Below are 25,867 nucleotides of genomic sequence, written 5' to 3'. Positions count from 1 at the left end.
ATGTCATACCCCCATTGGAGGATGTCCTTATGGGAATCGGCACGCGCACGGCGTCAGCGATGGAGGGCATTCGTTCCAGCATGGCTGCCCTCGAGGCGCTGTTCCTCGAAGAAGAGGAACTGGAGGCTACGGCCGCAGACGGGGATGCCGACGGATCCGTGGTGGATGTCATGGGGCGGTTGTATCGGCTTCGGTTGGCGCGACTGGAGCTGGAGTCGGCGCTGGAAGCCCAGAACGCTGCACTGAAAGCCCGGGACTCGGCCGAGGCCTTCGACCTGCAAGAGGCCATGCTCCCACCGGACGCACGGGTGCGGGAGCGGACCTTCAGTGAAGTCTCCACGGTGGAGGAGATCGCCGGGGTTCTCACCATCTCCTCTGGTGCCGCCGCCGCGTTTTTGGCGCAGTCGCGGCGGGTATGCTCCCTCCCCTCGGTCTACGGCAATCTGTCAGCCGGGGCGTTGTCGTGGCAGCACGCCAGGATCATCGCCGACGAAACCGAGAACCTGGACCATGCCAGCGCTGTGGTGCTGGCGGACCACTTCCTGGACCCGGATGCGCCGAATCCTGCGCGGGGCTGTCCGGCTGGGCAGCTGGTTCCTTCACGGTTGAGGTCGAAGGTGCGGGCCTGGCGGGAGCGGCATCATCCGGAGTCGATCGAAAAACGGCACGCCAAGGGTGTTGCGGACAGGCGGGTCGAATTCACCCCTGACCGGGACGGCATGGCCTGGATCTCGGCCTACCTCCCGGCCGACTCCGCGTTGGCGGCCTGGAACAAAACCACGGCCATCGCCCGCGGCCTGCAAGGCCCCAACGAAACCCGAACCCTTACTCAGATCAGAGCTGACGAGTTCACCCGCCGCCTCCTAAGCACCGGCACCACCGCCACGGCGGATGGCCGCCCCGCGGGGGCCAGCGGGGCGGACGACAGGACCCCGGATAGCAACGGCGCGGGCGCCTGCCGCACCGGCGTCCGTACCCCCGGGCGGGCCTCCCATGACCACGGTGAAGGCGTCCAACAACTCCCCGAAGGGTTCATCGGGCTTGCCGCGCTCGATGGGTCCGACGAGCCCGCTGCGGACCTCGGCATCCCCGACGCCCTGGCAGCGGCGTCCCTGGAGGCGAGCAGCGCCGGCGGCCACGGAGACAGCAGCCTTGGGGATCCCGCAACCAGCGTGTTTCCCGGCGATCCGGAGGGCGGGAAGATTCCGACCCCGCGGGCGGACGTCATCGTCACCGTCCCCGTGCTCGCCCTGTTCGGCCAAACGGACGAACCAGCCATCCTGGACGGGTACGGCCCGATCCCGGCGTCGATGGCCCGCAAACTCCTCGCCGACGGCGCCGACTCCTTCACCCGCGTCCTCGTTGACCCGCGCGACGGTGCACCCCTCGAAATCGGCCGCACCAGCTACCGGATCACGAAAGCAATGCGACAAGCCCTGACCCTCCGGGACGGCAAATGCACCTTCCCCGGCTGCAACAACAACTCCCTGGACAACGAAGCCGACCACCTCACCGCCTGGCAACACGGCGGAACAACCGGCATCAGCAACCTGGCACAACTCTGCCCAAAACACCACCGGCTCAAGCACACCAGCGGCTGGACACCCACAGAAGCAACCAATAACGGTCCACCCGGGTGGACCTCACCCACCGGCCGCTACTACCCCAGCGAACAGCCCGACTGGGACCCACCACAATGGCCCGCGGGTATCCTGCCGCCCGAAATTCTTCCACCGGGAGTCCTCCCAAGGAAACGAAGTCTCCTTGAGGATGCGGTTGTCGAGTATCTGTCCGGCTGACAACACATCTGGCGTGCCCCGCCCGCTGTACCACCGCGCGCCTGGACAGTCGCACATCGCCCCCACCCGGCGTCGGACTTTCCCCGCCCGCGGCTGTCCGGCTAGATTCATCAGCAAGATGACTAATGCGCATGATTCTGTCCACGCCACTGCCTACTGGACCACCGCCCGGGAACACGGCGAGCTGCTGCCTGAGGAGCTCCCGGCTCGGGCTCCCGGCGAAGCCCTGGTGCGTGCCCTCTACTCCGGCATCAGCAAAGGCACGGAGATGGTGGTCCACCGGGGCGCTGTCCCGCCAAGGGTGGCCCAGGAGATGCGGGCACCCCACCAGGAGGGGCAGTTCCCGGGGCCCGTGAAGTACGGCTATCTGTCAGTGGGCGTGGTGGAGGAGGGGCCGGAGGAATGGAAGGGCCAGCGGGTCTTCTGCCTCAACCCCCACCAGGACCGTTACGTGGTGCCGGTCTCGGAGCTGACCCGGATCCCGGATGACGTGCCCACCCGGCGCGCAGTCCTCACGGGAACCGTGGAGACTGCTGTCAACGCGCTGTGGGAGGCCGGACCGCGGCTGGGGGACCGGGTGGCGGTGGTCGGCGCAGGGCTGGTTGGCGGCATGGTGGCCACCCTCCTGCGTACCTTCCCGCTGTCCCGCATCCAACTGGTTGACCTGGACCCAGGCCGGAGAAACCTGGCGGACGCGCTGGGCGTCGACTTCGCCCACCCGGATGACGCGCTGGCCGACTGCGACATCGTCTTCCACTGTTCCGCCTCACAGGAAGGCCTGGAAAGAAGCCTGCAGCTGGCCGGCGATGAGGGGGACGTCATCGAGATGTCCTGGTACGCCAACCGCGAGGTCACCCTGCCGCTCGGCGAAGACTTCCACGCGAGGCGCCTGTCCATCAGGGCCAGCCAGGTGGGCGTCGTGGCCCGCGCCCGGCGCCACCGGCGCACCAACGCGGACCGCCTGGAGCTTGCGGTGTCCCTCCTGAAAGATCCGGTGTTCGATGCGTTCCTCACCGGGTCGTCGCCATTCCAGGAACTGCCCGAGGTGGTGCAGGGCCTCGCCCACGGCACCATCGACGCCCTGTGCCACGTCATCGAGTACCCGCAACACAACGTAGAACCGCAGCAGCCAGCCCCCACCCATCCCACAGACCAGAGGTAATGCATGTTCAGCCTGACAGTCCGCCGCCACTTCATGATCGCCCACAGCCTCCCCCGCGAAGCCTTCGGCCCGGCGCAGGCCCTGCACGGGGCAACCTTCGTCGCGGAGGTTGCCTTCCGCCGTCATTCGTTGAACGATGACGCGATCGTCCTGGACATCGGCGCCGCCGGAACCTTCATCGAGGAGGTGCTGGCGGGACTGAACTACCGCAACCTCGACGAGCACCCTGCCTTTGCGGGCAGGCTCAGCACCACCGAGGCGTTGGCGCAGTACATCGCGCAGGAAGTCGCGGGAAAAATCGAAAACCACGACGACGGCCGGCACCTGCAAGGCATCGACGTCACCTTGCACGAAAACCCGGACGCCTGGGCCACCTACTCGCTGGACCTGACAGCCTAGAACCATGCGCCGTATCCGCCTGCTGGTTCCCGGCAACATCCACCACCACTCCGGAGGCAATGCGTACAACGCCAAGCTGGTCCGCGGGATGACGGAGCTCGGGGCCGACGTCGAGGTGGTGCCCGTTGAAGGCGCCTGGCCGGAACCCTCGGCCAAGGACCGGCGCCGGTTCGGCGGCATTATCGGCGCCTGGGGTCCGGAGGCGAAGCAGGAGCCTGCTGTGGATATCGTGGACGGGCTCGTCGCCGTCGGCGTCCCGGACGAACTGGAGTATGCAGCCAAGGCCGGGCGGCAAGCCTGGGTCCTGGCACACATGACAGTTGATGTGACGGCGGATCCTGCCCCGGTGGAACGTGAGGCGCGGGCCATGCGGGCAGCCTCCGGAATCATTTCCACCAGCACCAGCACGGCGGCCATCCTGCAGGAGCGCCATGGGCTGGCCGGCATCCGCGTCGCCCTCCCCGGCGTCGATCCCGCACCGGTGGCATCCGGCTCGCGCCCGCCCCGCCTCATTGTCGTGGCGGCCCACCTGCCCAACAAGGACCAGTTGCTGACCGTGGAAGCCCTCGCCCTGATCAAGGATCTTGAGTGGAGCGCAGCCATGGTGGGGTCTGACCAGGCGGACCCGGATTACGCGGCGGAGGTGCGGGCCGCCGTCGCCGCCAGCGGGCTGGACGACCGGCTCAGGATCACTGGCGAGCTCCTGGGCGACGCCCTGGAAGATGCGTGGGAGGCCGCGGACCTGAGCCTGCTGGTGTCCCGTGTGGAGGCGTTCGGCATGGTGGTCACCGAGTCACTGGCACGGGGAATCCCGGTGGTGGTGCGGCAGGGGACAGGTGCAGAGGAAGCGCTCGGGCTGGCACGGTTGCTGAACGACGACGGCGGCGCCAGGCTTCCCGGCGCGGCTGTACCGCTTGTGCCGGGGGACCGGGAGAACCCCGCGAGGCTCGCCGGCGTCCTGCGCCACTGGCTGCGGGACCAGGCAACGAGGGACGAATGGCGATCGGCCGCGCTGGCGGCCCGGGACCGGCTGCCAGGGTGGGACCAGACGGCAAGAATCGCCCTGGAGGCGTTGCAGCCCGGCGAGGAGGCGGAGTAGGACTTCCCGCTACAGACGGCTGCGGTGTCCGGCGAAGAAATCACGGAGCAGTTCCGCGCATTCGGCTTCCCGCACGCCGGAGTAAACCTCCACCCAGTGGTTGAGCCGGCGCTCGCGGAGGACGTCGAACACCGATCCCGCGGCGCCCGCCTTCTCGTCCCAGGCACCGAAGACAACCCTGGGAATCCGGGCGAGGACGATAGCGCCGGCACACATGGCGCACGGTTCAAGGGTGACCACCAACGTGCAGTCGGACAACCGCCAGCCGTCGGCCTTCCCGCCGTCGCGGGCCGCAAGCTCGCGCAGCCGCTCCGCTGCCTGGCGGATGGCCACCACCTCGGCGTGTGCCGTGGGGTCCCCAAGCTCCTCCCGCTGGTTGCGTCCGGAACCCAGCACCGCGCCGTCGGGCCCCAGCACCACGGCGCCGATTGGCACATCCTCTGTTGCAAGGGCGCGGCGGGCCTCCGCAAGGGCAAGACCCATCCACGTGTCGTGTTTTCCAGTGGAGACCATGGCTCAATGATAGTTTCGAAGGATACCCTGAGCCCGTGACGACCAGCCCCGGGAGGCACAAATGAGCACCGTCCGTGACCGCGTGGACAGATGGTTCAAACCATATGCCGCCCTGTGGCTGACCCTGATCATCGGTGGAACCCTTGTGCTTGCCATGGCGCTGCTGGGCGCCGAGGTGTACTCGGACGTGGTGGATGAGGAAGGCCTGGCCAGCCTCGATATTCCTGCACTCGACTATTCGCAGTCACTGCGGAACCCCGAAACGGACGCCTTCGTCACCGCATTCACAAACATCGGTGGCGGGGTCGGGATGCCCATCCTCGCGAGCATCCTCACCGCCTGGCTCACGTTCCTGAGCCGGTCCTGGCGGCCGCTGATCCTGGTTGGCGGTGCAGCCGCGGTGTCCACCACGGCAACCACGATCGGCAAGCGCCTGGTGGGCCGGACCCGTCCCGAACATACGGAGGCCGTGCCACCGTATGAAACCACGCCGTCCTTTCCAAGTGGCCATACCCTGAACACCACCGTGGTGATCGGCGTGCTGCTCTATATCCTGTGCCTGCACTTCTTCAAGCTGTGGGTCCGCATCACCGCCATCACAACGGGCGTGATCTTCATCATCGCGATGGGATTGAGCCGGGTATACCTGGGGCACCACTGGCTCACGGACGTGATGGCCGGCTGGCTGCTGGGCCTCGCGTGGGTGCTGATGGTCATACTTGCCCACCGGCTGTTCCACATGATCAGGCGGCGGGAGCACGTGGGCCCGGCACCCGATTTCGAGCATCCAGTGGTGCGGGATGTGGTGGTTGATGCCCTGCATCACGACGGCCCCGGCGGGCACGGGAAGGACAACGCCGGGTGATAGTTTTGACGCATGCGAACTCTCGTTGTGGACCACCCGCTCGTCGCCCATAAGCTCACCGTCCTGAGGGACAAAAACACCCCGTCCCCGGTGTTCCGGCAGTTGACCGAAGAGCTGGTGACCCTCCTCGCCTACGAGGCGACCCGCGAAGTCCGCACCGAACCCGTCACCATTGAAACGCCCGTCAGCAGTACCGTGGGAACCGCATTCACCAAGCCCACCCCGCTGGTGGTACCCATCCTGCGCGCCGGCCTGGGCATGCTCGAGGGCATGACCAAGCTCGTCCCCACCGCCGAAGTGGGGTTCCTCGGCATGGCCCGGGATGAAGAAACCCTGGACATCATCACCTACGCCGAACGGCTTCCCGAAGACCTCACCGACCGCCAGATCTTCGTCCTGGACCCCATGCTCGCCACCGGCGGAACCCTGCGCGAGGCTATCAAGTTCTTGTTCAAGCGCGGCGCCTCGGACGTCACCTGCATCTGCCTGCTGGCCGCACCTGAGGGCCTCGCCAAGCTGGAAGAGGAACTCGCGGACGCCAACGTGACGATTGTCCTGGCATCCATCGACGAGAAGTTGAACGACAAGTCCTACATTGTTCCCGGGCTCGGGGACGCGGGCGACCGCCTGTACGGCATCGCCGGCTGAGGTTCAAGCCTTCCAAGACCATGGGCTCAGCCGTAGCCTGTGCCCATGGACTGGAAACTTGAACTCGTGTTTGTCCCTGTGTCCGATGTGGACCGTGCCAAGGATTTTTACGTCAACAAGGTTGGCTTCAACGCCGATTTCGACCAGCGCCCCACCGACTCCATCCGCTTCGTCCAGCTGACTCCGCCGGGCTCGGCCTGCTCCATCTGCATTGGTGAAGGACTTACGGACGCCCCTCCGGGGACCGGTTCCAACCTCCAGCTGGTGGTCAACGACATCGAAGCCGCGCACCGCCACCTCAAGGAGAACGGCGTGGACGTCAGCGACGTGGACGTGCAGGGCTGGGGCCACTTCGTCTACTTCGCCGATCCGGACGGCAACAGGTGGGCAGTGCAGTACATCCCGGGACGGGATTCTTAAGCCCAAAAATCCCCGGCCCTCACGCACGGACAGCGGAAGGGCCGGGGAAATTCAGCAGCGGCTTAGTACCAGTTGTTGGCGTAGTGGAAGTTCAGCGCGCCACAGGGGGACTGGTAGCGCTCCTTGATGTAGTTCAGGCCCCAGTTGATCTGTGTGCGGTAGTTGGTGAGGTAGTCCGCACCGGCGCTGGCCATCTTCTCGGCGGGCAGGGACTGGACGATGCCGTAGGCACCGCTGCTGGGGTTGGTGGCCGTGGTGGTCCAGTCGGATTCCTTGGTCCAGAGCGTCACCAGGCACTGCATCTGGTCCTGGGCCCAGCCGTAGGAACCAAGCTGGCCGGCGGCGTAGGCCTGCGCGCCTGCCGGGTCATTGACCGCGACGACGGGAGCCGGCTCGGGTGCAGGTGCCGGAGCGGGCTCCGGTGCGGGTGCGGGCTCGGGTGCCGGAGCAGGCTCAGCCGCGGGGACGGGCTCCGGCGCGGGTGCGGGGGCCGGCTCGGCGGCCTGGGGAACAACGTTGATTTCGGCGGGGGCGGGAGACTCGGCCGGGTTGGACCGGATCTCGCTCTTCTCGATGCTCATCTGCGAATCGGAGTCCGCCGCCGTGGTGCTTGTGGTGGACGCCGCGGGAATAAAAGCATTCGTCGCCTGGCCGGCGGCGCCGAGGCCTACCAGCAGCGCACCGGACGTTACGAGGACCGCGGCACGCTTGCCGAGGGTGAACTTCTTGCCTTCCGGACGCTGGAAATCGCTGTCGGAACCCTGTTTCGGGCGCGGTTTAGCCGGGAATGTAAACATGATGAATCGCCTCTCACACCTGCGGAGTTAGCTGTCGGGTTCGGATGAGGGCATCCGGCCGCACGGAAATATCACGTGCTGGCTTAACCCCAAGGGCAAATCAATGCCCGGGACGGTGGGTCCCCCGCCTCTGCCTTCGATCAAGCGGAATCCGGGAAGTGGCAGAGCTTGGCGTCATCCGGATATACGGCCCGAACGGGAACCGTACCCAATCGACGCTACAGGAGTTCAGCGCTTAAGTCACATTTAGGTAACGGACATCACGATGACGGCGCGTCGACTTGTGCCAGTCGGCGCACAAGTGCAGGTGGAGGGCCATGCGTCTGGCCCGGCTGTGATGCGGCCGTGACCTTCCCTTCGTGGGCCTGGCTATTCATTGCGTTGGAAAAGTCCCGTCCGCTGGTTCCCTCCGCGGCCGAGGCCTGGCCTCTTCACCCAAACGGGGCGGTCCTGGGCGGCGTCCATCGCGATGAGTAACAGCGCCTGGACCTCCGGTGTGGACGGGCGGAGCCTGCGCGGCAGTTCAAGCCGTCGAACTTGGGAGCATCGCATCCAGTGGTCACAGTCCAGTCGACCGTACATACGGCGCTCGCGGCCGGGAGGTATTCGGCCCGGACGCGTGGGCCAGGTGCAGGGAGCGGAGTTGATCCTGGGCCTGCGGGACGATAAACGCGGGCTTGCGGGAAAATTTCTTCCCTGCTCCGCGCGCCGCTGGACACGCGCCGGGGCAGTAGGGGGCGATTTTGGCAATTCGCACTCACTTGAATAAAAAACTTCGCGGAGTCGCCTTTCGCGAAGAATATTCTGCCAACAGCCCTATTCGTGGCGGCAAATCGGATAACGAATGTTATTCTTTGGCTTCCGCCAGAATCGTGATCTGCGCCACAATAGAGCATTTCGTCTCACAATGCGGACGATTCGATCCATTGTTACTTGCAAGTTGCCATTGTTACGCTGCACACTTCCAATGTGAACAAGAACTCAACAGCACCTGCAGCCGCAGAATATTGGCCCAGCACATCAGCTGCTGCCGACATGCGCTGTTGTCGAATGCACGCCTGACCTTCTCCACCCATCGAAGTTCTTAGGCATTCGCCCCCCAGCCCAGCGTCGGGCGCCCCTCCCCAGTTCGCATTGCGGGGAAACCCAGCATTCGAGCCGCGATGGCGGCCATTCACATTGAGGTAAGCAATCCCATGTCTGTTGCATCCGGATACGTCCACATCTCTGTCCGTAACGCCGCCAAGGCAGGCCAGCCCTCCGGCCTCCGCCCCGGATTTGGCCCGCGCCCGTCAATTTCGCCGTCTTCCGGAAGCAGCTTTCCCGCCCAGGGCTACGCGCCGCAGGGCTACAACCCCAACTCCTACGGGCAGCTCCGCGCCGTTCCCACGGCTGACTCCGCTCCCGTAACGGCACCCACGCCCGTGGTGGCAGGACCCAACGCCGTCCGCCCGGTGGCCAATGACAATGTTGCCCGCGGGTTCGTCCTGTACATGGGCATCGACGAGGAAACCGCTGCAGCTGCCGGCACCTCCATCGCCAAGCTTGCGCAGGAAATCCGCGCCTACGCCCAGTCCCTGGTAACCGGCGCCGAAAGCTACGCAGCCGTTGCCGTTGCCCCGGCCGGCACCCCCGGTTCCGCGCTCGACGTCGTCCGTTCCACCTTCGGCGACCCCACCGTGAACTCCCGCCAGCGCTCCGAGACGCCCCGTCCGCAGCAGCCGCAGGAGCCGCGCCCGTCCGGCGTGCTGATCGACCTTGCCCGCCGCGAAGTCCACCTCGACGGCGAATCGCTCAACCTGACGTTCAAGGAGTTCGAGCTCCTCAACTACCTGGTGGAGAACGGCACCCGCACCGTGGGCCGCGACGAACTGCTCGAAGGCCTGTGGCGGAACGCCGAGGAAGTGCCCAACGAGCGCACCATCGACGTCCACATCCGCCGCCTCCGCTCCAAGCTGGGCCGCCTCGCCAACACGGTCCGCACCGTCCGCGGACAGGGCTACCGCTTCTACGAGCACCCGGAAGTAGTGGTCTGGGCCGCTCCTGAATACTCGATCTGACCCAGGTCTTCCAACCAGCACCCGTCCCGTTTGGGGCGGGTGCTTGTTCGTTAAGCTTGGGGCATGAGTGAGCACCATCTTCGCCGCCTTGTGATCATGCGCCATGCCAAGGCGGACTGGCCCGGCGGTGTGCCCGACCACGAGCGGCCGCTGGAGGAGCGCGGCCACCGGGAGGCGCCGCTGGCCGGGCGCTGGCTGCTCAAGCACAACATCGTCCCGGACTTCATCCTCTGCTCCAGCGCCCTGCGCACGCGCCAGACCTGCACCTGGGTGTGCTCGGAACTGGGGGACAAGGCACCCACGCCGAAGCTGGAGGACGGCCTGTATGCCGCCTCCGCCCTCCGCATGCTCTCTGTCATCAACCACGTGCCGGATACCGTGACAACGCTCATGCTGATTTCCCACCTGCCGGGCGTGCAGGACCTGGCCATGCACCTCGCCTCCCGCGATTCCGACCACGACGCCTATATGGACGCGGCCACCCGTTTCCCCACCAGCGCACTCACCGTACTGGAGACGGAAAAGCCCTGGGCGGAGCTGGACGGGCAGGATGCCAGGATCACCAAGTTCAAGGTGCCCCGCGCCCATTAGCCCCGGTTCCGGCGGGTGGTTCTGGCAGAGTAGGGAGCGTGAATCTCCGGGACTCCCTGCTTGCAGTGCTGGTGGCCGTGCTGTGGGGCCTGAACTTCGTGGCAATCGACATCGGCCTGCACCCGGGCGGCGTGGAGGTGCCCCCGCTCCTGTTCGTGGCCATGCGCTTCGTTTTGGTGGTCCTGCCGTGGATCTTCTTCATCAGGAAGCCGGACGTCAGCTGGACGGCGATCATCGGCGTCGGGCTCTTCATGAGTGCGGGCCAGTTCGGCCTCCTCTACCTGTCCATGGCGCTGGGGATGCCGGCCGGCCTGGCTTCCCTGGTCTTGCAGGCCCAGGTACTGCTGACCGTCCTCCTCGCCGCCGCGTTCCTTGGTGAGCGGCCGAACCGCAGGCAGCTGGCCGGCGTCGTCCTGGGCGTGGTGGGCCTCGCCGTGGTTGCCGCGGGCCGGAGTGCCGTTGCACCCCTGCTGCCGTTCCTGATCGTGCTAGCTGCGGCCCTGTCCTGGGCGGCGGGAAACGTCATCGCCCGGAAAGCGAAGGCAGCCTCCGGGCTGGGACTGGTGGTCTGGTCCGGCGCCGTGGTCCCGTTACCCCTCACCGCGCTCTCGCTCCTCGTGGACGGCCCGGACGCGGTACTCGCCACGCTCGCCACCCTCCAGGCGCCCACCATCCTCACCGCGCTCTATACCGCCGTCTTTGCCTCACTGGTGGGCTACGGCATCTGGAACCGGCTCCTGGCCAGCCACCCGTCGTCGGCCGTTGTGCCGTTTACGTTGCTGGTCCCCGTGGTGGGGATGACCGCCGCATGGCTTGTGCTGGGGGAGGTGCCGACGCCCACCGAGCTGGCCGGCGGCCTGCTGCTCCTGTGCGGGGTGGCGACGGCGGTGCTGACCCTGGGCGGGTGGCGTCAGTGCCGCGGGGTGGAACCGGCTCAGGGCTTGGGCGCAGGCCTGCGGGCTGGATCCGCGGACGACGACGGCCGCTTGGCTGTCGGGGGTACGCGCGACGTGGTCCGCGATCCGGAGCCGCGCTGAGCCGTGCCGCTTCTTGCCGCGCCGCCCTTTGCTGCCGCGATTTTAGGTCCGGCGCCTCTGGATGCAGCGCCCTTGGTGGCCGCCGGGCGGGAAGCAGCGGCAGGCCGCCGCTTCGCAGCGGGCCGCCGGGCAGGCGCCACCCTTCTGCCGGCAGGCCAGGCGGCACCAATGAACAGGACCAGGAACGTTGCCACAAAGGACACCCCGGCGCCGAAGAAGTAGTTGTCTGGATCATTGGTGGGCACCGGCGTGCCCAGGAACGTGGACTGGCCGTCAAACGCCAGCTCCCACGTGCTCAGGAACGCCAGGACAAGGCCGACAGTGAGGCTGGTGCCGGCCCCGACGCACAGCAATACCAGCCGGCGGCCCCGCACCAGGACCTCGCCGACGGCGGACAGATACGCAAGGGCAAGCACGCCAAGGAACGCGACGAACACCGGCTCGGCGAGGGTCATCCCCGTGAGCACGAGCAGCAACGCGGCAACGATGCCGGCGATGACCGCGAACTTTCCGCTTTTCCCCATGTGGCGCACGTGCACCATCATTCCGGAGGAGCAGGCTGCCGCAGGACGTAGCCACGCATGATGGCCATGATTGCTGCAACACTTTGGTCACGGCTGCGCTCGGGGTTGTAGGTCTGCCTGTCGAGCCCCACCACAAAGCAGGCACCGAAGATTGCCGTCTCCAGGCTGCCCCGGGACACGGACTCGTCCACAGGGTACGCCTGCGCCACATCGTCTACGGCCTGGGCAATGACGGCCAGCAGCTCGCCGCGCAGCACCGCGAAGGTGCCCTGCCATTCGCTGGGCGTCCGCCAGTTCTCGCTCACCCAGAGCCGGGCGAAGGACGGATACTCGGCCATGAAGTCCATGGCCTGGCCGATCATGGCTTCCATGGCCTGCAGCGGATCCTTTGCCGGCCCTGTCCCGGCCTCGAGCAGCCGTGCCTTCAGGATGTCCACGCCGTGCCGCAGCAGCTGCGCGATGAGTTCCGATTTGCTGCCGAAGTTGTAATAGACGGTGCCCTTGGACACCCCGGCGGCGTGGGCGATCTCGTCCACGGTGACGTTGGCGGCTCCGCGTCGGCCAATAAGCTCCATGGACGCGTCGAAGAGTTTTTGCCGGGTAGCCGTGGTCCGTCCTGGCCGCTGCCCTTTTGCTGGCGCCGGCGGCCCGGAGGTCATGCTGCAATCTCCGGTTTCAGCGTCTTCAGCGTCCAGTATTTGTTCCTGCGGACGGCCAGTGTGGACAGGACGGCCCCCAGCAGGGTGTAGCCCAGGAGTCCGAGGACCGTGGGAAGGATCATGGACAGGTCGGCCCCGTAAATCAGGTGCCGCATGCCCGTGACCACGTATCCCATGGGCAGTACCTGGTGCACCACGTGGAGGGGTTCCGGCGTGGTCTGCCAGGGGAACGTGCCGCCGGAGGACACCAGCTGGAGCACCAGCAGGATCAGCACCACCAGTTTGCCCGGCGACCCCAGCAGCGCCACGATTCCCTGGATGAGCGCGCTGAAGGCCGTGGCCGCCGCCAGCATGAACAGCCACATGAGGACCGGGTGCACCGGGTTCAGCCCCAGCGCGAGGTTCACCACGAGTGTAAGCAGGGTGGCCTGGACCGCGGACACCGCCAGAAACGGCAGCCAGCCGCCGACGGCGATCTTCCAGGACGGCGCGTTGGATGCCAGTGCCCGCTGCGTAATGGGCCGCATGACCTGCACCAGCATGAAGATGCCGATCCACAGCGCCAGGGTAAGGAAGAACGGTGCAAGCCCCGCCCCGTAGGAGTCGGCCTTCGCCTGGGAAACGTTGCTGACGGCGACAGGATCGGCCATCACCCGCGACAGGTTGTTCTTTTGGGCATCGTCCGGGTTGGGTACCTGCCCCGCACCCCTGCCGAGCTCGTCCGCCAGCGAACGTGAGCCATCGGCGGCAGTGGCAGCCCCCGCGGCAAGCTGGGACGCACCAGCATCCAGCTTCCGGGCGCCTTCGGCGAGGCCGGCAGTGCCGTCCAGGGCTGCTTGTCCGCCGGTTGCCAGAGTGGCGGCACCGGTGTGCAGCTGGTCCGCCCCGCTGGACGCCTGCTGGACGGCGTCCTTGAGTGCCGGCGTCCCTGCAGCGAGCTGCGCGGCGCCGAGGCTGACGGACTCGGCGCCCTCAGCCAGCTGCTGGACCTGGGCGGCGTCCGTCTGGACCTTGGCCTTGGCCGCCGCCACCGGGCTGGACGCCGCCGTGGCGTCGAAGTCGGCCAGGATGCTGTCAGCCTGTTCCTGGGTCAGGACGCCGGCAACGACCAGCCGGGTGTTCGAGTCAATGACGCGCGTGCGGAGTCCCTGGTCGGCCGTTTCCAGCTGGACGGCCACGTCCTGGAACTTCGCGTTCAACTGGGCGTTGCCGGCAGCCACCTGTGCCGCCCCCGTGGCGAGGGTCTGCGTGTCTGTGGGCAGGGACGCGGTCTTGTCCTTGAGGGCGGACAGGCCGCTGCTGAGTTGTCCGGCGCCGTCGGTCAGTTGGTTGGCGCCGTCCCGCAGCTTCAGTTGCCCTGCGTAAAGGTCGTCAGCGCCGGCACTTAGGCCGGAGGTTCCCCCCTGGAGTCCGGCCGCGCCGTCGCGGAGCTGCGCCACGCCGTCGGCCAGCCGGCCGGCGCCATCAGCGGCCTGCACCATCCGGGTATGGATCGTGCCGAAGCCGGTCAACAGCTGGTTGGCCGTCTCCTCGCCCACCTCCGTGGCTACGGTGCTGTGTACGGACGTGGTCAGCTTGTCCACGATGGTGCTCAGCAGATAGTTGTTCGCATCGTTCGTGGTGACGTTCAGCATGGCCTGGCTGGCCGAATCGAAGCTGCCCGGCGACACGAGGTTCGCGGAAAAGTCTTTCGGGATCTTCAGGGCGAACGCGTACTCACCGTCGCTGACGCCCTGGTCGGCTTCCTGGGTGCTTGCCACCGGAACCCAGTGGAAGACGTTGCCTTCCACCAGGCTGTCCGCCACCTTGGTTCCGGCCGCAAGATGGGTGCCGTCGCTGGCGGTGGCGCCGGCGTCCTCCACAACCAGAGCCGCATCCAAGTGGTCCAGGTTCCCGTACGGGTCCCAGTTGGCATAGAGATAGACGGCGCCGTACAGCAGGGGAACCATGGTCAGCGCCAGGATGGTCAGCTTGGGCAGCAGCCCGCCGGTCATGCGCTTGAGTTCGGAGCGGGCCAGCCGCAGAACGGTCACTTGGCAACCTCTGTTTCGAAGTGGGTGTGCTGGTGGTCCGGGCGGCGGTTCGCGTCGTCTTGCGCCTCTGCTTCCTCCCGGCGCTCTGCCTCGTCCCGGCGCCCTGCCTCGCCCCGGGGGTCTGCCGTTTCCTGGGGCGCTGCCTCGTCCCCGGATTCGCGGCCCGCCTCGGCGTTGCCGACTTCCACGGCTGGACCGGTCCATGACTGCGGCAGGGCACTGACTGTTGCTACGACGGCGAGCGGCCGCCCGGCGTCGGACGCCAACTGCCGGAGCTGCGGCAGCCAGTCGCCGTCGTCCGCGCTGTGCCGGTCCGGAGAGTCCACTACCAGCAGGTCCGTGCGGGGGTTGGCGAGGGCCAGGGAGACGAGGAGCTCCAGCCGGCGGCGCGGCTCCAGCTGCTCGGTCCAGAGGTCGGCGATGTCCTCGAAGCCGTTGACCTTGAGCCAGGGGCCGCTCACCAGTGCTCCGCGGTAGCGGCGGGGGACAAGGGCCAGGTCCTCGGTCACCAGGTCGCGGACGCTCAGATGCTGCTCGGGTTCGTTGACGCCGGGGGAGTCCACCAACGCGCTGGCGAGCCGCAGCTGGCGGATGCGTTGGTTGCCGTCCCAGCTGAGCAGCCCGCTGCTTGCCTTCATCCTGCCGCCCAGGACCAGGGCAAGAGCCGTCCTTTGGTCTTGGCGCTGGCCTGCGACGAGAAGCAATTCACCCCGGCTGACGTGGAGTGAGGTGGCGGGAAGCAGTGAATCGCGGCGGCCTTTGACATGGAGCTGATGCGCTGAAAGCAAGAATCGCCTTTCGCGGGGAATGCGGCTGCTTCCAGCTTAACAAAACTGACCGGTCAGTTCAAATATCTCTCACAGGCCGTACTTTTCCAAAAGGCGCAACCACACCTCGCTCACGGTGGGGTAGGACGGCACCGCGTGCCACAGGCGGTCCAGGGGAACTTCGCCCACGACGGCGATGGTTGCGGCGTGCAGCAGTTCGGCGACATCCGGGCCGGCGAAGGTGGCCCCGAGGAGGACTTTGCGGTCCTCGTCCACCACCAGCTGCGCCCAGCCCTCGTAGCTTTCGGAATGCAGTGAGGACCCGGCCACCTGGATGGGAAGCTCCACCGAGGAGGCGTTGTACCCGTCCTTGCGCGCCTTCTCCAGGGTGCGGCCCACGGAGGCCAGCTCAGGATCGGTGAAAACCACGCCGGGCACCGCATGTGCGTTGGCGGTCTGCGCGTACCGGCTCCATTCGGCCGGTGCTCCTTTCAGTTCCCCCTTGGCGCGGGCGGTGATGGCGTCGCCGGTGGCGCGGGCCTCGTATTTACCCTGGTGCGTGTAGAGGTTTTCACCGGCGGCGTCTCCTACCGCATACAGCCACGGCTCGTCTCCGGGTGTTCCCTGGACCAGGCCTGAGGCGTCCGTGGCCAGGACAAGGTGCCCGTCCTTGTCCGGCTCGAAGCCAAGGCTTTCCAGGCCAAGCCCCTCCAGTGCGGGGTGCCGGCCGGTGGAGACCAGGACCTTGTTGGCCGTCACGGTGGTCCCGTTGGACAACACCAGGCTGAACGTGCCGTCGTCGTTTTCGCTGATGCGCTCGGTGGCCGTGTTCAGGCGGAGTTCGACGCCGTCAGCGCGCAGCCCCGCGGCCACAAGCCGTGCAGCCTCCTCCGGAAAGTTCCGCAGCAGGCCACTGCGCGCCACCAGTGTTACATCAGAGCCCAGGCGCGCGAATGCCTGGGCAAGTTCGGTGCCCGCAACGCCGCCGCCAAGGACAGCAAGCCGCTGCGGGACCTCCTTGGCCGACGTTGCTTCGCGGGTGCCCCACACCTGGAGGTCCTGCAGTCCCTCGATGGGGGGAGTGTTGGGCATGGAGCCGGTTGCCAGGACTACCGCCTGCCGCGCCCGGAGCAGGTGCGCTGTTCCGTCCAGTCCGGCCACCTCCACGGTCCTGGCTGCAGTGAGCCATGCGTGGCCGCGGACCAGTTCGATGCCTGCCTCCTTGACCCACGACACCTGGCCGTCGTCCTGCCAGTTGGCGGTCATGTAATCGCGGCGTTTCAGTACGGCCGCAGCATCCAGCGTGCGCGTGACGGCTTCCTTCGCGCCCGGCGTGGTCTGTGCGCCATGCAGTGCGGTCCCAGGCCGGAGGAGTGCCTTGGACGGCATGCAGGCCCAGTAGGAGCACTCGCCGCCCACCAGTTCTGCCTCCACCAGGACTGCTGTCAATCCCCCCTGGACCACCCGGTCCGCCACGTTTTCCCCTACGGCGCCTGCGCCGATCACCACTACGTCAAATTCGCGCTCAACAGCGTCCGGCATCATGGGGAAAGCCTACGCCCGGGCGGTGACAGTAAGGGCCCTGTTTGGTGCGGATACAGGGGGATGGATGCGCGGCGGGCCGGCGCTGGTTAACGCAAAGGTCCGCACCGGCGAACCGGTGCGGACCTTGGTGGTGCGCCCAAAGGGATTCGAACCCCTGACCTTCTGTTCCGTAGACAGACGCTCTATCCAGCTGAGCTATGGGCGCATCTCGTGTCCCTGGAGAAGAACCGCGCTCCCTGAACCTCGAATTACTTTACGCGAGGTTGGCCGCCGTGCCAAATCGGAAGCCATGTAATCTGCGCGACTAGACCGGTATAGGTGACCTTCGTCACTTAATCGGCCGTTTTCCCGCTGCTTTTCCTTGAATTCTCGCGGAATCCGGTTTTTGCAGCTCCATTTGCCCGACATCCGGCCCAAAAACGCCGGTGGTCCGGACCATAGCATTTAGCTCACACCGATGAACCCGAGGAAGGGAACCGAAATGGGCGATCTGGCGCAGAAGCCGCTGCTTGATAAAGCACCCACCACACATGCCGGTCTGCTGGCATGGGTCGAAGAGGTTGCTGAGCTAACGCAGCCGGACCGCATCTACTGGGTTGACGGATCCGAAGAGGAAAACACCCGTCTCACCGATGAGCTTGTTGCAGCCGGAACCCTGACCCGGCTGAACCAGGAACTGTTCCCCAACTCCTTCGCCGCTTTCTCGGACCCGGCTGACGTGGCTCGCGTGGAGGAGCAGACGTTCATCTGCTCCAAGAACAAGCGTGACGCCGGGTTCACCAACAACTGGATGGCCCCGGCGGAGATGAAGGACAAGCTCCGCGGTCTCTTCGCAGGTTCCATGCGCGGCCGCACCATGTACGTCATCCCGTTCGTCATGGGCCACCTGGATGCAGAGGACCCGAAGTTCGGCGTCGAAATCACCGACAGCGCCTACGTTGTTGCCTCGATGCGCATTATGGCCCGCATCGGCACCGACGTCCTCAACCGCATCACTGAGACGAACGCCTTCTTCGTCCCGGCCCTGCACTCCCTGGGTGCCCCGTTGGAGGCGGGCCAGGAAGACGTGCCGTGGCCCTGCAACCCGGACAAGTGGATCGTGCACTTCCCGGAGGAGCGCTCCATCTGGTCCTTCGGCTCCGGCTACGGCGGAAACGCGCTGCTGGGCAAGAAGTGCTACGCCCTGCGCATCGCCTCCGTCATGGCCCGCGATGAGGGCTGGCTGGCCGAGCACATGCTCATCCTCAAGCTGACGTCCCCGGAACAGAAGACCTACTACGTCTCCGCGGCATTCCCCTCCGCCTGCGGCAAGACCAACCTTGCACTGCTGGATCCCACCATCAAGGGCTGGAAGGTCGAAACCCTCGGTGACGACATCACCTGGATGCGGTTCGGCAAGGAAGGCGAACTGCGCGCGGTCAACCCCGAGGCGGGCCTCTTCGGCGTTGCTCCGGGCACCGGCTGGGGCACCAACCCCAACGCCATGCGTGCCATTGCCAAGGGCAACAGCATCTTCACCAATGTTGCACTGACCGACGACGGCGGCGTGTGGTGGGAGGGCATGACCGAGGAAGTGCCGGCGCACCTGACCGACTGGCAGGGCAACTCCTGGACGCCTGAGTCGGGCAAGCCTGCCGCGCACCCCAACTCGCGCTTCTGCACCCCGATCGACCAGATCGACATGCTGGCCGAGGAATACCACAGCCCCAACGGCGTGGAACTGTCCGCCATCCTGTTCGGCGGCCGCCGCAAGACCACCATCCCGCTGGTCACCGAGGCCCGCAGCTGGTCCAACGGCATCTTCATGGGTTCCACCCTGTCCTCCGAGACCACTGCCGCGGCAGCCGGTGCGGTGGGCGTGGTGCGCCGCGACCCCATGGCCATGCTGCCCTTCATCGGCTACGACGCAGGCGACTACCTGAACCACTGGGTCAACCTGTCGGCCAAGGCAAACCCCGAGCGGCTGCCCAGGATCTTCCTGGTCAACTGGTTCCGCCGGAACTCCGAGGGCGGCTTCGCCTGGCCCGGCTTCGGCGACAACGCCCGCGTCCTCAAGTGGGCCATCGAACGCCTCGAAGGCAAGGCGGACGCCGTCGAAACCCCCATCGGTTTCGTTCCCACCGGTGACTCCATCGACCTCGAGGGCCTGGACATGACCCCGGCGCAGGTGGAGGAAGCCGTGAAGGTCGACCCCGCCGAATGGGCTGCTGAACTTGCCTCCATCGAGGAATGGTTCGCGAACTTCGGCGGCTCGCTGCCCGAAGCCCTCCAGTCCGAGCTGGCGGGCCTGAAGAAGCGCCTTTCCTAAACGGTTGCAGCAGCACGACGGCGGCCCCGCACATTTCGATCGAAAGGTGCGGGGCCGCCGTCGTTCCGTGAAGGAGTTTTTGTCCAGATATGGCGACTTATCCTCCCTCTAATTCGCCATATCTGCCCAAAAACCCAGGGGCTGGGAGGTCTAGCCGGCCAGCCAGATGTCCGGGCCGAAGACCTCGTAGTGGATGCTGGTGGCCGGTATCCCGGCGTCGATGGCCTGGTTGCGGATCTTCTGCATGAAGGGAAGCGGGCCGCACAGGTACAGGGACGCATTGGCGGGAAGATCCACCTCCCGCAGCGACATGAAGCCCTCGCGTGCGCCTGCCTCTGGCTTTTCCAGCCACAGCTGCAGTTCGGCACTACATGCTTGTATTCATAGCTCAAGTTCTACAACTCGTAGAAGCTGAAATCAAATTGCGCGGAGATGTTGCACCGGGACGCAAAGAGTCTTATCCGGGGCCAGTCTGGAGTCCGGGCCGGAGGCCGATCATGTCGAAGACCGGGGCCATCTGACGCGACCCGGGCAGGTCCGCGATCACCACGAAGTCAAGCTCCCGGTAGAACGCCTCCCTGGCCCGCGCCAGCGCTGCCCGCAGCTTGCACTCATTGATGAGCGGGCAGTTGCCTGTTGCCGCCATGCATTCGGCGGGGTCGGTGCGGGTGTCAAGCTCGCGCAGGATCTGCCCCACCGTTGCCGTGCGGCCCGCATGGCTCAGGCGCGAGCCGCCCGTCCTGCCCCGCGCTACCTCGATCAGCCCGAGGCTCCGCAGCTTTGCCATTGCCTTGCTGACATGGTTGTAGGGCGTTCCCACCGAATCCGCAATGCTCTGCGTGGTGAGAAGCTCGCCGCCGGGAACGGCGGCGAGCACCATCAGTGCCCGCAGGCTGACATCGGCGAAGGCGTTGATCTTCATGGCCGGCGGCGGTCTAGTCCACCCAGACTGCGGGTTCGTTGGTATCGGCAGCCAATTCGCCGAATTCCCATGTGCGGGTTGCCGTGTTGGCCGCGTAGGGCAGCACGGCCGCGAAGACTGAGCCATCGCGGTGTTCGGCGGCCACGTGGATGGCGTCCGAGTCCTCCTCCACCAGCAGGATGTCGCACACGATGGCGGCAGCCCGGAAGTCATCCCTGTTCTGCCGCAGCAGGGCGTGGAGGTCGCTGATCATCGCGTCGGCGTCGAAGTCCGCGTCCGAATCCTCCGCCACGTCGGCGGGGGAGACGGCAACGAGCCGTACCTCGCCGTCGTTCTGGACTGTGAGGGCGAAGGGCAGGAAGCCGCCGTTGCGCTGGAGTTGCTCCTGGGCGGCGCTGACGCCCGTCCCCAGGAGGTTCTCCAGGTCAGTTGCGGTGCCGTCCGGAACAGAATCGCGCCATGCGGCCTGTCCCTCAGCTCCCGGCAGCGTCCCGTCAGCCATCGCGCCCTAGGCCCGGACGATCGACAGGACGCGGTCGCGGATCCGTTCCATGGTGCCGCGGTCCGTAGCTTCTGCATTGAGCCGGAGGAACGGTTCGGTGTTGGAGGGGCGCAGGTTGAACCAGTAGCTGCCGTCGTTGGCGGTGAAGGTGCTGCCGTCCAGGGTGTCGATGGTGAGGTCCTCGCCGGCGAAGGCGGCGCGAACCCGTTCCACGGCGGCAGGCTTGTCTTCAACTTCCGAGTTGATCTCGCCCGAGCTGACGTAGGGCTCGTATTCGCGGCCCAGCTCGGACAGCGGGCCGTCCTGCTCACCCAGGGCAGCCAGGACGTGCATGGCGGCCAGCATGCCGGTGTCCGCGTTCCAGAAATCCCGGAAGTAGAAGTGGGCCGAGTGCTCGCCGCCGAACACTGCGCCTTCCTTTGCCATGACGGCCTTGATGAAGGAGTGGCCCACGCGTGTGCGGACGGCTCGAGCGCCGTCGTGCTCCACCAGTTCGGCCACGGCGCGGGAGCAGAGGAGGTTATGGATGATCGTTGGCGTGGCCTCCCCCTGAGCCTTCGCGCGGGCGATCTCCCGCCGGGCCACCATGCCGGTAATGGCCGACGGCGACACGGGCTGGCCCTTCTCATCCACCACGAAGCAGCGGTCGGCGTCGCCGTCGAAGGCCAGGCCGATATCTGCGCCGTGCTCGATAACTGCGGCCTGCAGGTCGCGGAGGTTCTCCGGCTCCAGCGGGTTGGCGGGGTGGTTGGGGAAGGAGCCATCCAGCTCGAAGTACAGCGGAATGATGTCGAACGGCAGCTTGGGAAGCAGGGTGTCGCCCAGGACCGCGGGCGTGGTGAGGCCGGCCATGCCGTTACCGGCGTCGACAACGACTTTGAGGGGGCGGGAACCTGACAGGTCCACAAGCTTGCGGAGGTATTCGGCGTAGTCCTTGAGCACGTCGCGGACACTGATCTGGCCCCGGGTGCCGGCAGCGGGAATGGAACCGGTGTTGAGGTACTGCTCAGCGAGGGTCTGGATGTCCTTGAGGCCGGTTTCGGAGGAGATGGGAACGGCGCCGGCCTTGGACATCTTGATGCCGTTGTAGCCGGCAGGGTTGTGGCTGGCGGTGAAAGTGGCGCCGGCGCGGTCCAGGAAACCGCATGCGAAGTACAGCTCATCGGTGGAGATCAGGTCCAGCAGCTCAACGTTTGCGCCGCGGGTTGCTGCCCCGTCTGCGAAGGCTTTGCTGAACTCGGGGGAGGAGGGGCGCATGTCCCCGCCCACCAGGATGGTCTGCCCCTCGAGCTGCAGGACGTCCACGAACGCGGCCCCCACGGCTTCGACGATTTCGGCGGTGATGGTCTCGCCAACGATCCCACGGACGTCGTAGGCCTTGAAGGATGCCGAGAGATCAAAAGTCGTTGTCTGTTCGCTAGTCACGGGCTTTATCTTACGATGGCGCGGAAGGTGCCTGTGGAGGAGGGGTGGCGGCAGCCCAATGTGACGGCCGGGTCTTTGGGCCGGTTTCCACATATAAGTCCGCCATGTGCCCGCTGTCGGGGGTGGCTGGGATACTGAATCAATGGTCGATAACCAGCACGCCGCCCTGATAGACACGCCACCAACTTCCGGTACAGCATCCAACGGCCCCGGCCCTGCCTCCGCCACCCACCAGCAGGCACTGGAGGTCCTCCGGGAGCTGGTGGGCCACCCCGAGGCCGGTTTCCACGAAGGGCAGTTTGAAGCCATTGAGGCGCTGGTCGACGGCGGGCGGCGGGCTTTGGTGGTCCAGCGCACCGGCTGGGGAAAGTCGGCCGTGTACTTCGTGGCGTCCCTGCTTCTCCGGCGCCGGGGTGCGGGGCCCACGCTCATTGTCTCGCCCCTGCTTGCCCTGATGCGGGACCAGGTGGCCGCAGCGGCAAGGGCAGGCGTCCGCGCCGTGGCCATCAACTCGGCCAACCAGCTTGAGTGGGACACGGTCCGTGAGCAGCTGGCAGCGGACCAGGTCGACGTCCTGCTCGTCTCCCCGGAACGCCTCACCAACCCTTCCTTCCGGGAAAACCAGCTGCCCGAACTGATCCGGCGCACCGGCCTGCTCGTCATCGATGAAGCACACTGCATCTCCGACTGGGGGCATGACTTCCGCCCGGACTACCGCAGGATTGCGGACCTGATCACCCGGCTGCCGGAGTCGGTCCCCGTGCTGGCCACCACCGCTACCGCCAACTCCCGAGTGGTGCACGATATTGAGGAACAGCTCGGGGCAGGCGTCCTGACCATCCGCGGCGCGCTGGGCCGGGACTCGCTACGGCTCGGCGTCCTGTCTTTGCCGGACTCCAAACAGCGCCTGGGTTGGCTCCTGACCCACCTGTCCGATCTTCCCGGCAGCGGCATCATCTACACGCTGACGGTCTCCGCCGCGGAGGACACCGCCCGCCTGCTGGTGGAGGCAGGGCACGAGGTCCTGGCCTATACGGGACGCACCGATCCGGCAGACCGTGAACGAGCCGAACAGCTGCTCAAGGACAACCAGGTCAAGGCCCTCGTGGCCACATCCGCGCTGGGCATGGGATTCGACAAGCCCGACCTGGGCTTCGTGGTCCACCTGGGCGCGCCTTCCTCGCCGGTGGCGTACTACCAGCAGGTTGGACGTGCCGGCCGTGGTGCCGCCAACGCCGACGTCCTCCTGCTTCCGGGCTCCGAGGACCGGGAAATCTGGCAATACTTTGCCACCGCCTCCATGCCCTCCGAGGAAAAGGCGGCCGCTGTCCTCACAGCGTTGGCGGAGGCGGGGACTGCGCTCTCCACGGTGGCCCTCGAAGCGCGGGTGGACCTGCGCCGCACCCCGCTGGAGCTGTTGCTCAAGGTCCTGTCCGTGGACGGGGCCGTCGAACGGGTAGGGGGAGGCTGGCGGTCCACGGGACAACCATGGGTCTACGATGCGGAGCGCTACCAGCGGATTGCCGAGGCCCGGGTGGACGAGCAGGACTCCATGGTGATCTACCAGGACACCGCGGGCTGCCGGATGGAGTACATCACCTCCGTCCTTGACGATGAAACGGCGCACCCCTGCGGCCGGTGCGACAACTGCGCCGGGCGCTGGTTCCCGGCAGACGTGGCGGAGGATGCCACCGCTGCCGCAGGCCAGACCTTGAGCAGGGCGGGCGGTGTCCTGGAGGCACGCTTGCAGTGGCCCAGCGGCATGGACCGCCTGGGCGTTCCGGTGAAGGGAAAGCTGAAGCCCGCCGAAGGACTCGCGGAGGGACGCGTCCTGGCCCGCCTGACGGATCTCGGCTGGGGCGGCGCGCTGCGGGAGCTGTTCGCTGCCGGTGCCCAGGACCGGCCCGTGGATCCCGGGATGCTGCAGGCCTGCGTGCAGGTCCTGCGGGAATGGGGCGCCGGCGATTCAAGCACCCCGGGCTGGAGCGGTGCGGGCAGGCCCGCCGCCATCGTGAGCATCCCGTCACGGAGCAAGCCGCAGCTGGTGGGCTCCCTGGCCCGGGGAATCTCGGAGATCGGCCGGATTCCCTACCTCGGCGAGCTGCAGCTGGCCCACGGCGGCCCCACCGGGAGCCGCGGCGGCAACAGCGCCTACCGGCTGGCCGGGGTGTGGGACCGACTGGCCGCCGGACCGGAGCTTGAAGCAGCGCTGGCAGCAGTCCAGGGGCAGAGCGTGATGCTCATCGACGACCTCGCGGACAGCAGGTGGACGCTCACGGTCGCGGGCCGCGCTCTTCGGCAGGCCGGGGCCGGCGCGGTTCTTCCACTGGTGCTTGCCCAGGCCGGCTGACTTCCGCCCCGGCGTGCCGGGGCAGCAGGAGGCTGTCCAGGGTGCTGGCGAGCATCAGGGCGGCCATGGCCAGGAAGGCGCCGCGGAACGGGCCGGCCGGGTCCGCAGATCCCGCCGGCAGTCCGGAGAAGATCCGGATTAGCAGTGCCGCCACGGCGATGCCCGCGCCGGTGGCGAGCTGCACAAGGGTGGCGGAGACCGTGTTCGCTGACGTCAGCTGGGCCGGCACGATGTCTGCGTATTGCACCGAGGCGTAGGCCGAGAAACCGATGGACCGGAACGCGCCGCTGCAGACCAGCAGGGCGAATGTCAGCGCCTGGGGTGTTTCGGACGTGAGGAAGGCGCAGGCGGCGAAGGTAGCGGCGGACGCGAGGGAAGCTAAGACCAGCATTGCCTTGAAGCCGAAGCGGCGGATCAGCGGGGTGGTGGCCGGCTTGATACCGATGTTGCCGATGAAGACCGCCGCCACCATGATGCCCGCGTGGATGGGGGACCAACCGAATCCTGTCTGGAACATCAGTGGCAGCAGGAAGGGTACGGAGCTGATGGTCAGGCGGTAGACGAACCCGCCGGTGGCCATGGCGCGGAACGTCCGCGTACGGAACACCTCCAGGTCGAACAGCGGGTTCCTTGCCTTGCGCATCCACAGCACGGCGGCCGCGAGGCAGAGGGCTCCGGCGGCTGCGCTGATCCCGGCCCAGGGGGTGTCGGGGTGGGCGCTGGCCAGTTCGAGGCCGGTCACCAGTGCGCCGACGCCCAGGGTGGTGAGGATAAGCCCGGGCCAGTCCAGGCGGCGGCCCGGGTCTCCGCTGGTGCCGGGCACCAGGCGCAGCGCTGCGATCAGGGCGGTGGCGCCGAGCGGAAGGTTGATCAGGAAGATCCAGTGCCAGGACAGATAGGTGGTGAGTGCGCCGCCCACCAGGGGAGCGAGGACCGGAGCCAGGAGTCCGGGCCACACCAGGAAGGCGGTGGCCCGCAACAGTTCGGCTTTGGGAGTCCCGCGCAGGACCACCAGCGTTCCGACCGGCACCATCATGGCTCCGCCGGCGCCCTGGGCGATGCGGCTCAAAGTCAGGGTGGTGAGGTCCTGGCTCAGCGCGCAGGCAAGCGAGGCGGCGGTGAAGACGGCGATGGCGAGGCAGAACACCCGGCGGGCTCCGAAGCGTTCGGCCAGCCAGCCGCTGATCGGAATGCCCACCGCCACCGTCAGCAGATAGGCCGTCATGGTGATGTTCACGTCGGCTGCCGGAACGCCGAAGTCGGCGGAAATGTTGGGGATGGCGGTGGTCAGGACCGTGCCGTCCAGGAATTCCATGAAGAACGTTGCGGCCACCAGGAGCGCCAGGCGCGGATTCCACACCTGCCCGGTGCTTCCGCTTCCGTCCACCCGAGTACTCGCTGCCATTCGTTTATGGTGCCATCGGGAGTAGCCTGCAGCAGTG

23 protein-coding genes, 1 tRNA gene, 1 pseudogene and 1 riboswitch are annotated in these 25,867 nt (G+C 66.8%); of the genes and pseudogenes, 12 read left to right on the top strand and 13 right to left on the bottom strand.

What is annotated here, in order from left to right; all coding sequences use genetic code 11:
- Positions 1-29: 29 nt before the first annotated feature.
- The 4 genes from AC5RUO_RS13920 to AC5RUO_RS13905 all read left to right on the top strand — a co-directional run bounded on the left by AC5RUO_RS13920 (position 30) and on the right by AC5RUO_RS13905 (position 4,459).
- Entirely contained in the window at positions 30-1,799 is a 1,770-nt protein-coding gene (locus AC5RUO_RS13920; protein ID WP_494103827.1) for an HNH endonuclease signature motif containing protein, read from the top strand.
- 118 nt (positions 1,800-1,917) lie between these two features.
- A complete protein-coding gene (locus tag AC5RUO_RS13915) occupies positions 1,918-2,961 on the top strand; it encodes a zinc-dependent alcohol dehydrogenase (protein WP_494010776.1) in 1,044 nt (347 codons plus the stop codon).
- A gap of 3 nt (positions 2,962-2,964) precedes the next feature.
- Complete coding sequence (locus AC5RUO_RS13910) at positions 2,965-3,360, top strand: 6-pyruvoyl trahydropterin synthase family protein (protein WP_494103826.1); 396 nt, start codon at positions 2,965-2,967, stop codon at positions 3,358-3,360.
- A 4-nt stretch (positions 3,361-3,364) separates the two neighbouring features.
- On the top strand, positions 3,365-4,459 hold the full coding sequence (locus AC5RUO_RS13905; protein ID WP_494103825.1) for a glycosyltransferase family 4 protein: 1,095 nt from the start codon (positions 3,365-3,367) through the stop codon (positions 4,457-4,459).
- Between the two features lie 9 nt (positions 4,460-4,468).
- Here AC5RUO_RS13905 and tadA read toward each other — a convergent pair whose 3' ends face one another.
- A complete protein-coding gene (gene tadA / locus AC5RUO_RS13900; protein WP_494052039.1) occupies positions 4,469-4,972 on the bottom strand; it encodes a tRNA adenosine(34) deaminase TadA in 504 nt (167 codons plus the stop codon).
- Between the two features lie 61 nt (positions 4,973-5,033).
- Here tadA and AC5RUO_RS13895 point away from each other — a divergent pair, with 61 nt between their 5' ends.
- The 3 genes from AC5RUO_RS13895 to AC5RUO_RS13885 are packed head-to-tail and all read left to right on the top strand — an operon-like array spanning position 5,034 to position 6,905.
- Positions 5,034-5,837, top strand: a complete 804-nt coding sequence (locus AC5RUO_RS13895; RefSeq protein ID WP_494010772.1) for a phosphatase PAP2 family protein — start codon at positions 5,034-5,036, stop codon at positions 5,835-5,837.
- A 12-nt stretch (positions 5,838-5,849) separates the two neighbouring features.
- Positions 5,850-6,485, top strand: a complete 636-nt coding sequence (gene upp, locus AC5RUO_RS13890; RefSeq protein WP_494010771.1) for a uracil phosphoribosyltransferase — start codon at positions 5,850-5,852, stop codon at positions 6,483-6,485.
- 45 nt (positions 6,486-6,530) lie between these two features.
- Entirely contained in the window at positions 6,531-6,905 is a 375-nt protein-coding gene (locus tag AC5RUO_RS13885) for a glyoxalase superfamily protein (protein ID WP_494010770.1), read from the top strand.
- A gap of 62 nt (positions 6,906-6,967) precedes the next feature.
- Here AC5RUO_RS13885 and AC5RUO_RS13880 read toward each other — a convergent pair whose 3' ends face one another.
- Positions 6,968-7,702 (bottom strand): aggregation-promoting factor C-terminal-like domain-containing protein, encoded by a 735-nt coding sequence (locus AC5RUO_RS13880; protein ID WP_494010769.1) that lies wholly within the window; start codon positions 7,700-7,702, stop codon positions 6,968-6,970.
- A 5-nt stretch (positions 7,703-7,707) separates the two neighbouring features.
- Positions 7,708-7,867: riboswitch (cyclic di-AMP (ydaO/yuaA leader) on the bottom strand.
- A 1,031-nt stretch (positions 7,868-8,898) separates the two neighbouring features.
- On the opposite strand from AC5RUO_RS13880, the gene AC5RUO_RS13875 reads away from it, so the two are divergent.
- From AC5RUO_RS13875 to AC5RUO_RS13865, 3 genes are all read left to right on the top strand, one after another.
- A complete protein-coding gene (locus tag AC5RUO_RS13875; protein ID WP_494010768.1) occupies positions 8,899-9,762 on the top strand; it encodes a winged helix-turn-helix domain-containing protein in 864 nt (287 codons plus the stop codon).
- Between the two features lie 63 nt (positions 9,763-9,825).
- The gene (locus AC5RUO_RS13870; protein WP_494010767.1) at positions 9,826-10,353 is read left to right on the top strand and encodes a SixA phosphatase family protein; all 528 of its coding nucleotides are present in this window, start codon (positions 9,826-9,828) and stop codon (positions 10,351-10,353) included.
- A 38-nt stretch (positions 10,354-10,391) separates the two neighbouring features.
- Positions 10,392-11,390, top strand: a complete 999-nt coding sequence (locus tag AC5RUO_RS13865) for an EamA family transporter (RefSeq protein WP_494010766.1) — start codon at positions 10,392-10,394, stop codon at positions 11,388-11,390.
- Here the strand turns inward: AC5RUO_RS13865 and AC5RUO_RS13860 are convergent.
- From AC5RUO_RS13860 to AC5RUO_RS13835, 6 genes are all read right to left on the bottom strand, one after another.
- On the bottom strand, positions 11,288-11,914 hold the full coding sequence (locus AC5RUO_RS13860; RefSeq protein ID WP_494010765.1) for a hypothetical protein: 627 nt from the start codon (positions 11,912-11,914) through the stop codon (positions 11,288-11,290). The two genes, AC5RUO_RS13865 and AC5RUO_RS13860, sit on opposite strands and share 103 nt — an antisense overlap.
- Positions 11,915-11,931: 17 nt before the next feature.
- Positions 11,932-12,573, bottom strand: a complete 642-nt coding sequence (locus AC5RUO_RS13855) for a TetR/AcrR family transcriptional regulator (RefSeq protein WP_494103824.1) — start codon at positions 12,571-12,573, stop codon at positions 11,932-11,934.
- The gene (locus AC5RUO_RS13850; protein ID WP_494103823.1) at positions 12,570-14,606 is read right to left on the bottom strand and encodes a YhgE/Pip family protein; all 2,037 of its coding nucleotides are present in this window, start codon (positions 14,604-14,606) and stop codon (positions 12,570-12,572) included. Before AC5RUO_RS13850 ends, AC5RUO_RS13855 begins: the two co-directional genes overlap by 4 nt.
- Complete coding sequence (locus AC5RUO_RS13845) at positions 14,603-15,394, bottom strand: ABC transporter ATP-binding protein (protein WP_494103822.1); 792 nt, start codon at positions 15,392-15,394, stop codon at positions 14,603-14,605. The genes AC5RUO_RS13850 and AC5RUO_RS13845 overlap by 4 nt, the downstream gene beginning before the upstream one ends.
- Before the next feature lie 69 nt (positions 15,395-15,463).
- On the bottom strand, positions 15,464-16,918 hold the full coding sequence (locus tag AC5RUO_RS13840; RefSeq protein WP_494010761.1) for a dihydrolipoyl dehydrogenase family protein: 1,455 nt from the start codon (positions 16,916-16,918) through the stop codon (positions 15,464-15,466).
- A 128-nt stretch (positions 16,919-17,046) separates the two neighbouring features.
- A tRNA-Arg gene (locus tag AC5RUO_RS13835) sits at positions 17,047-17,123 on the bottom strand.
- Between the two features lie 276 nt (positions 17,124-17,399).
- On the opposite strand from AC5RUO_RS13835, the gene AC5RUO_RS13830 reads away from it, so the two are divergent.
- Positions 17,400-19,226, top strand: a complete 1,827-nt coding sequence (locus AC5RUO_RS13830; protein WP_494103821.1) for a phosphoenolpyruvate carboxykinase (GTP) — start codon at positions 17,400-17,402, stop codon at positions 19,224-19,226.
- Between the two features lie 150 nt (positions 19,227-19,376).
- Here the strand turns inward: AC5RUO_RS13830 and AC5RUO_RS13825 are convergent.
- From AC5RUO_RS13825 to AC5RUO_RS13810, 4 genes and pseudogenes are all read right to left on the bottom strand, one after another.
- A pseudogene (locus AC5RUO_RS13825) lies at positions 19,377-19,592 on the bottom strand (hemin transporter); the annotation flags it as partial.
- 91 nt (positions 19,593-19,683) lie between these two features.
- Positions 19,684-20,148, bottom strand: a complete 465-nt coding sequence (locus AC5RUO_RS13820) for an RrF2 family transcriptional regulator (protein ID WP_494103820.1) — start codon at positions 20,146-20,148, stop codon at positions 19,684-19,686.
- A gap of 13 nt (positions 20,149-20,161) precedes the next feature.
- Positions 20,162-20,650 carry a hypothetical protein gene (locus AC5RUO_RS13815; protein WP_494103819.1) on the bottom strand — a complete coding sequence of 163 codons (489 nt, stop codon included), beginning with the start codon at positions 20,648-20,650 and terminating at the stop codon, positions 20,162-20,164.
- Positions 20,651-20,656: 6 nt separating this feature from the next.
- Entirely contained in the window at positions 20,657-22,075 is a 1,419-nt protein-coding gene (locus AC5RUO_RS13810) for a phosphomannomutase/phosphoglucomutase (protein ID WP_494103818.1), read from the bottom strand.
- Positions 22,076-22,217: 142 nt separating this feature from the next.
- Between AC5RUO_RS13810 and AC5RUO_RS13805 the strand changes: the two genes are divergently transcribed.
- On the top strand, positions 22,218-24,425 hold the full coding sequence (locus AC5RUO_RS13805) for a RecQ family ATP-dependent DNA helicase (protein ID WP_494010756.1): 2,208 nt from the start codon (positions 22,218-22,220) through the stop codon (positions 24,423-24,425).
- Here AC5RUO_RS13805 and AC5RUO_RS13800 read toward each other — a convergent pair.
- Entirely contained in the window at positions 24,349-25,830 is a 1,482-nt protein-coding gene (locus AC5RUO_RS13800) for an MFS transporter (RefSeq protein WP_494103817.1), read from the bottom strand. The two genes, AC5RUO_RS13805 and AC5RUO_RS13800, sit on opposite strands and share 77 nt — an antisense overlap.
- Between the last annotated feature and the right edge of the window lie 37 nt (positions 25,831-25,867).

Source organism: Arthrobacter sp. Y3221087, assembly GCF_059089905.1.
This window is presented reverse-complemented; position numbering and strand designations above follow the sequence as displayed.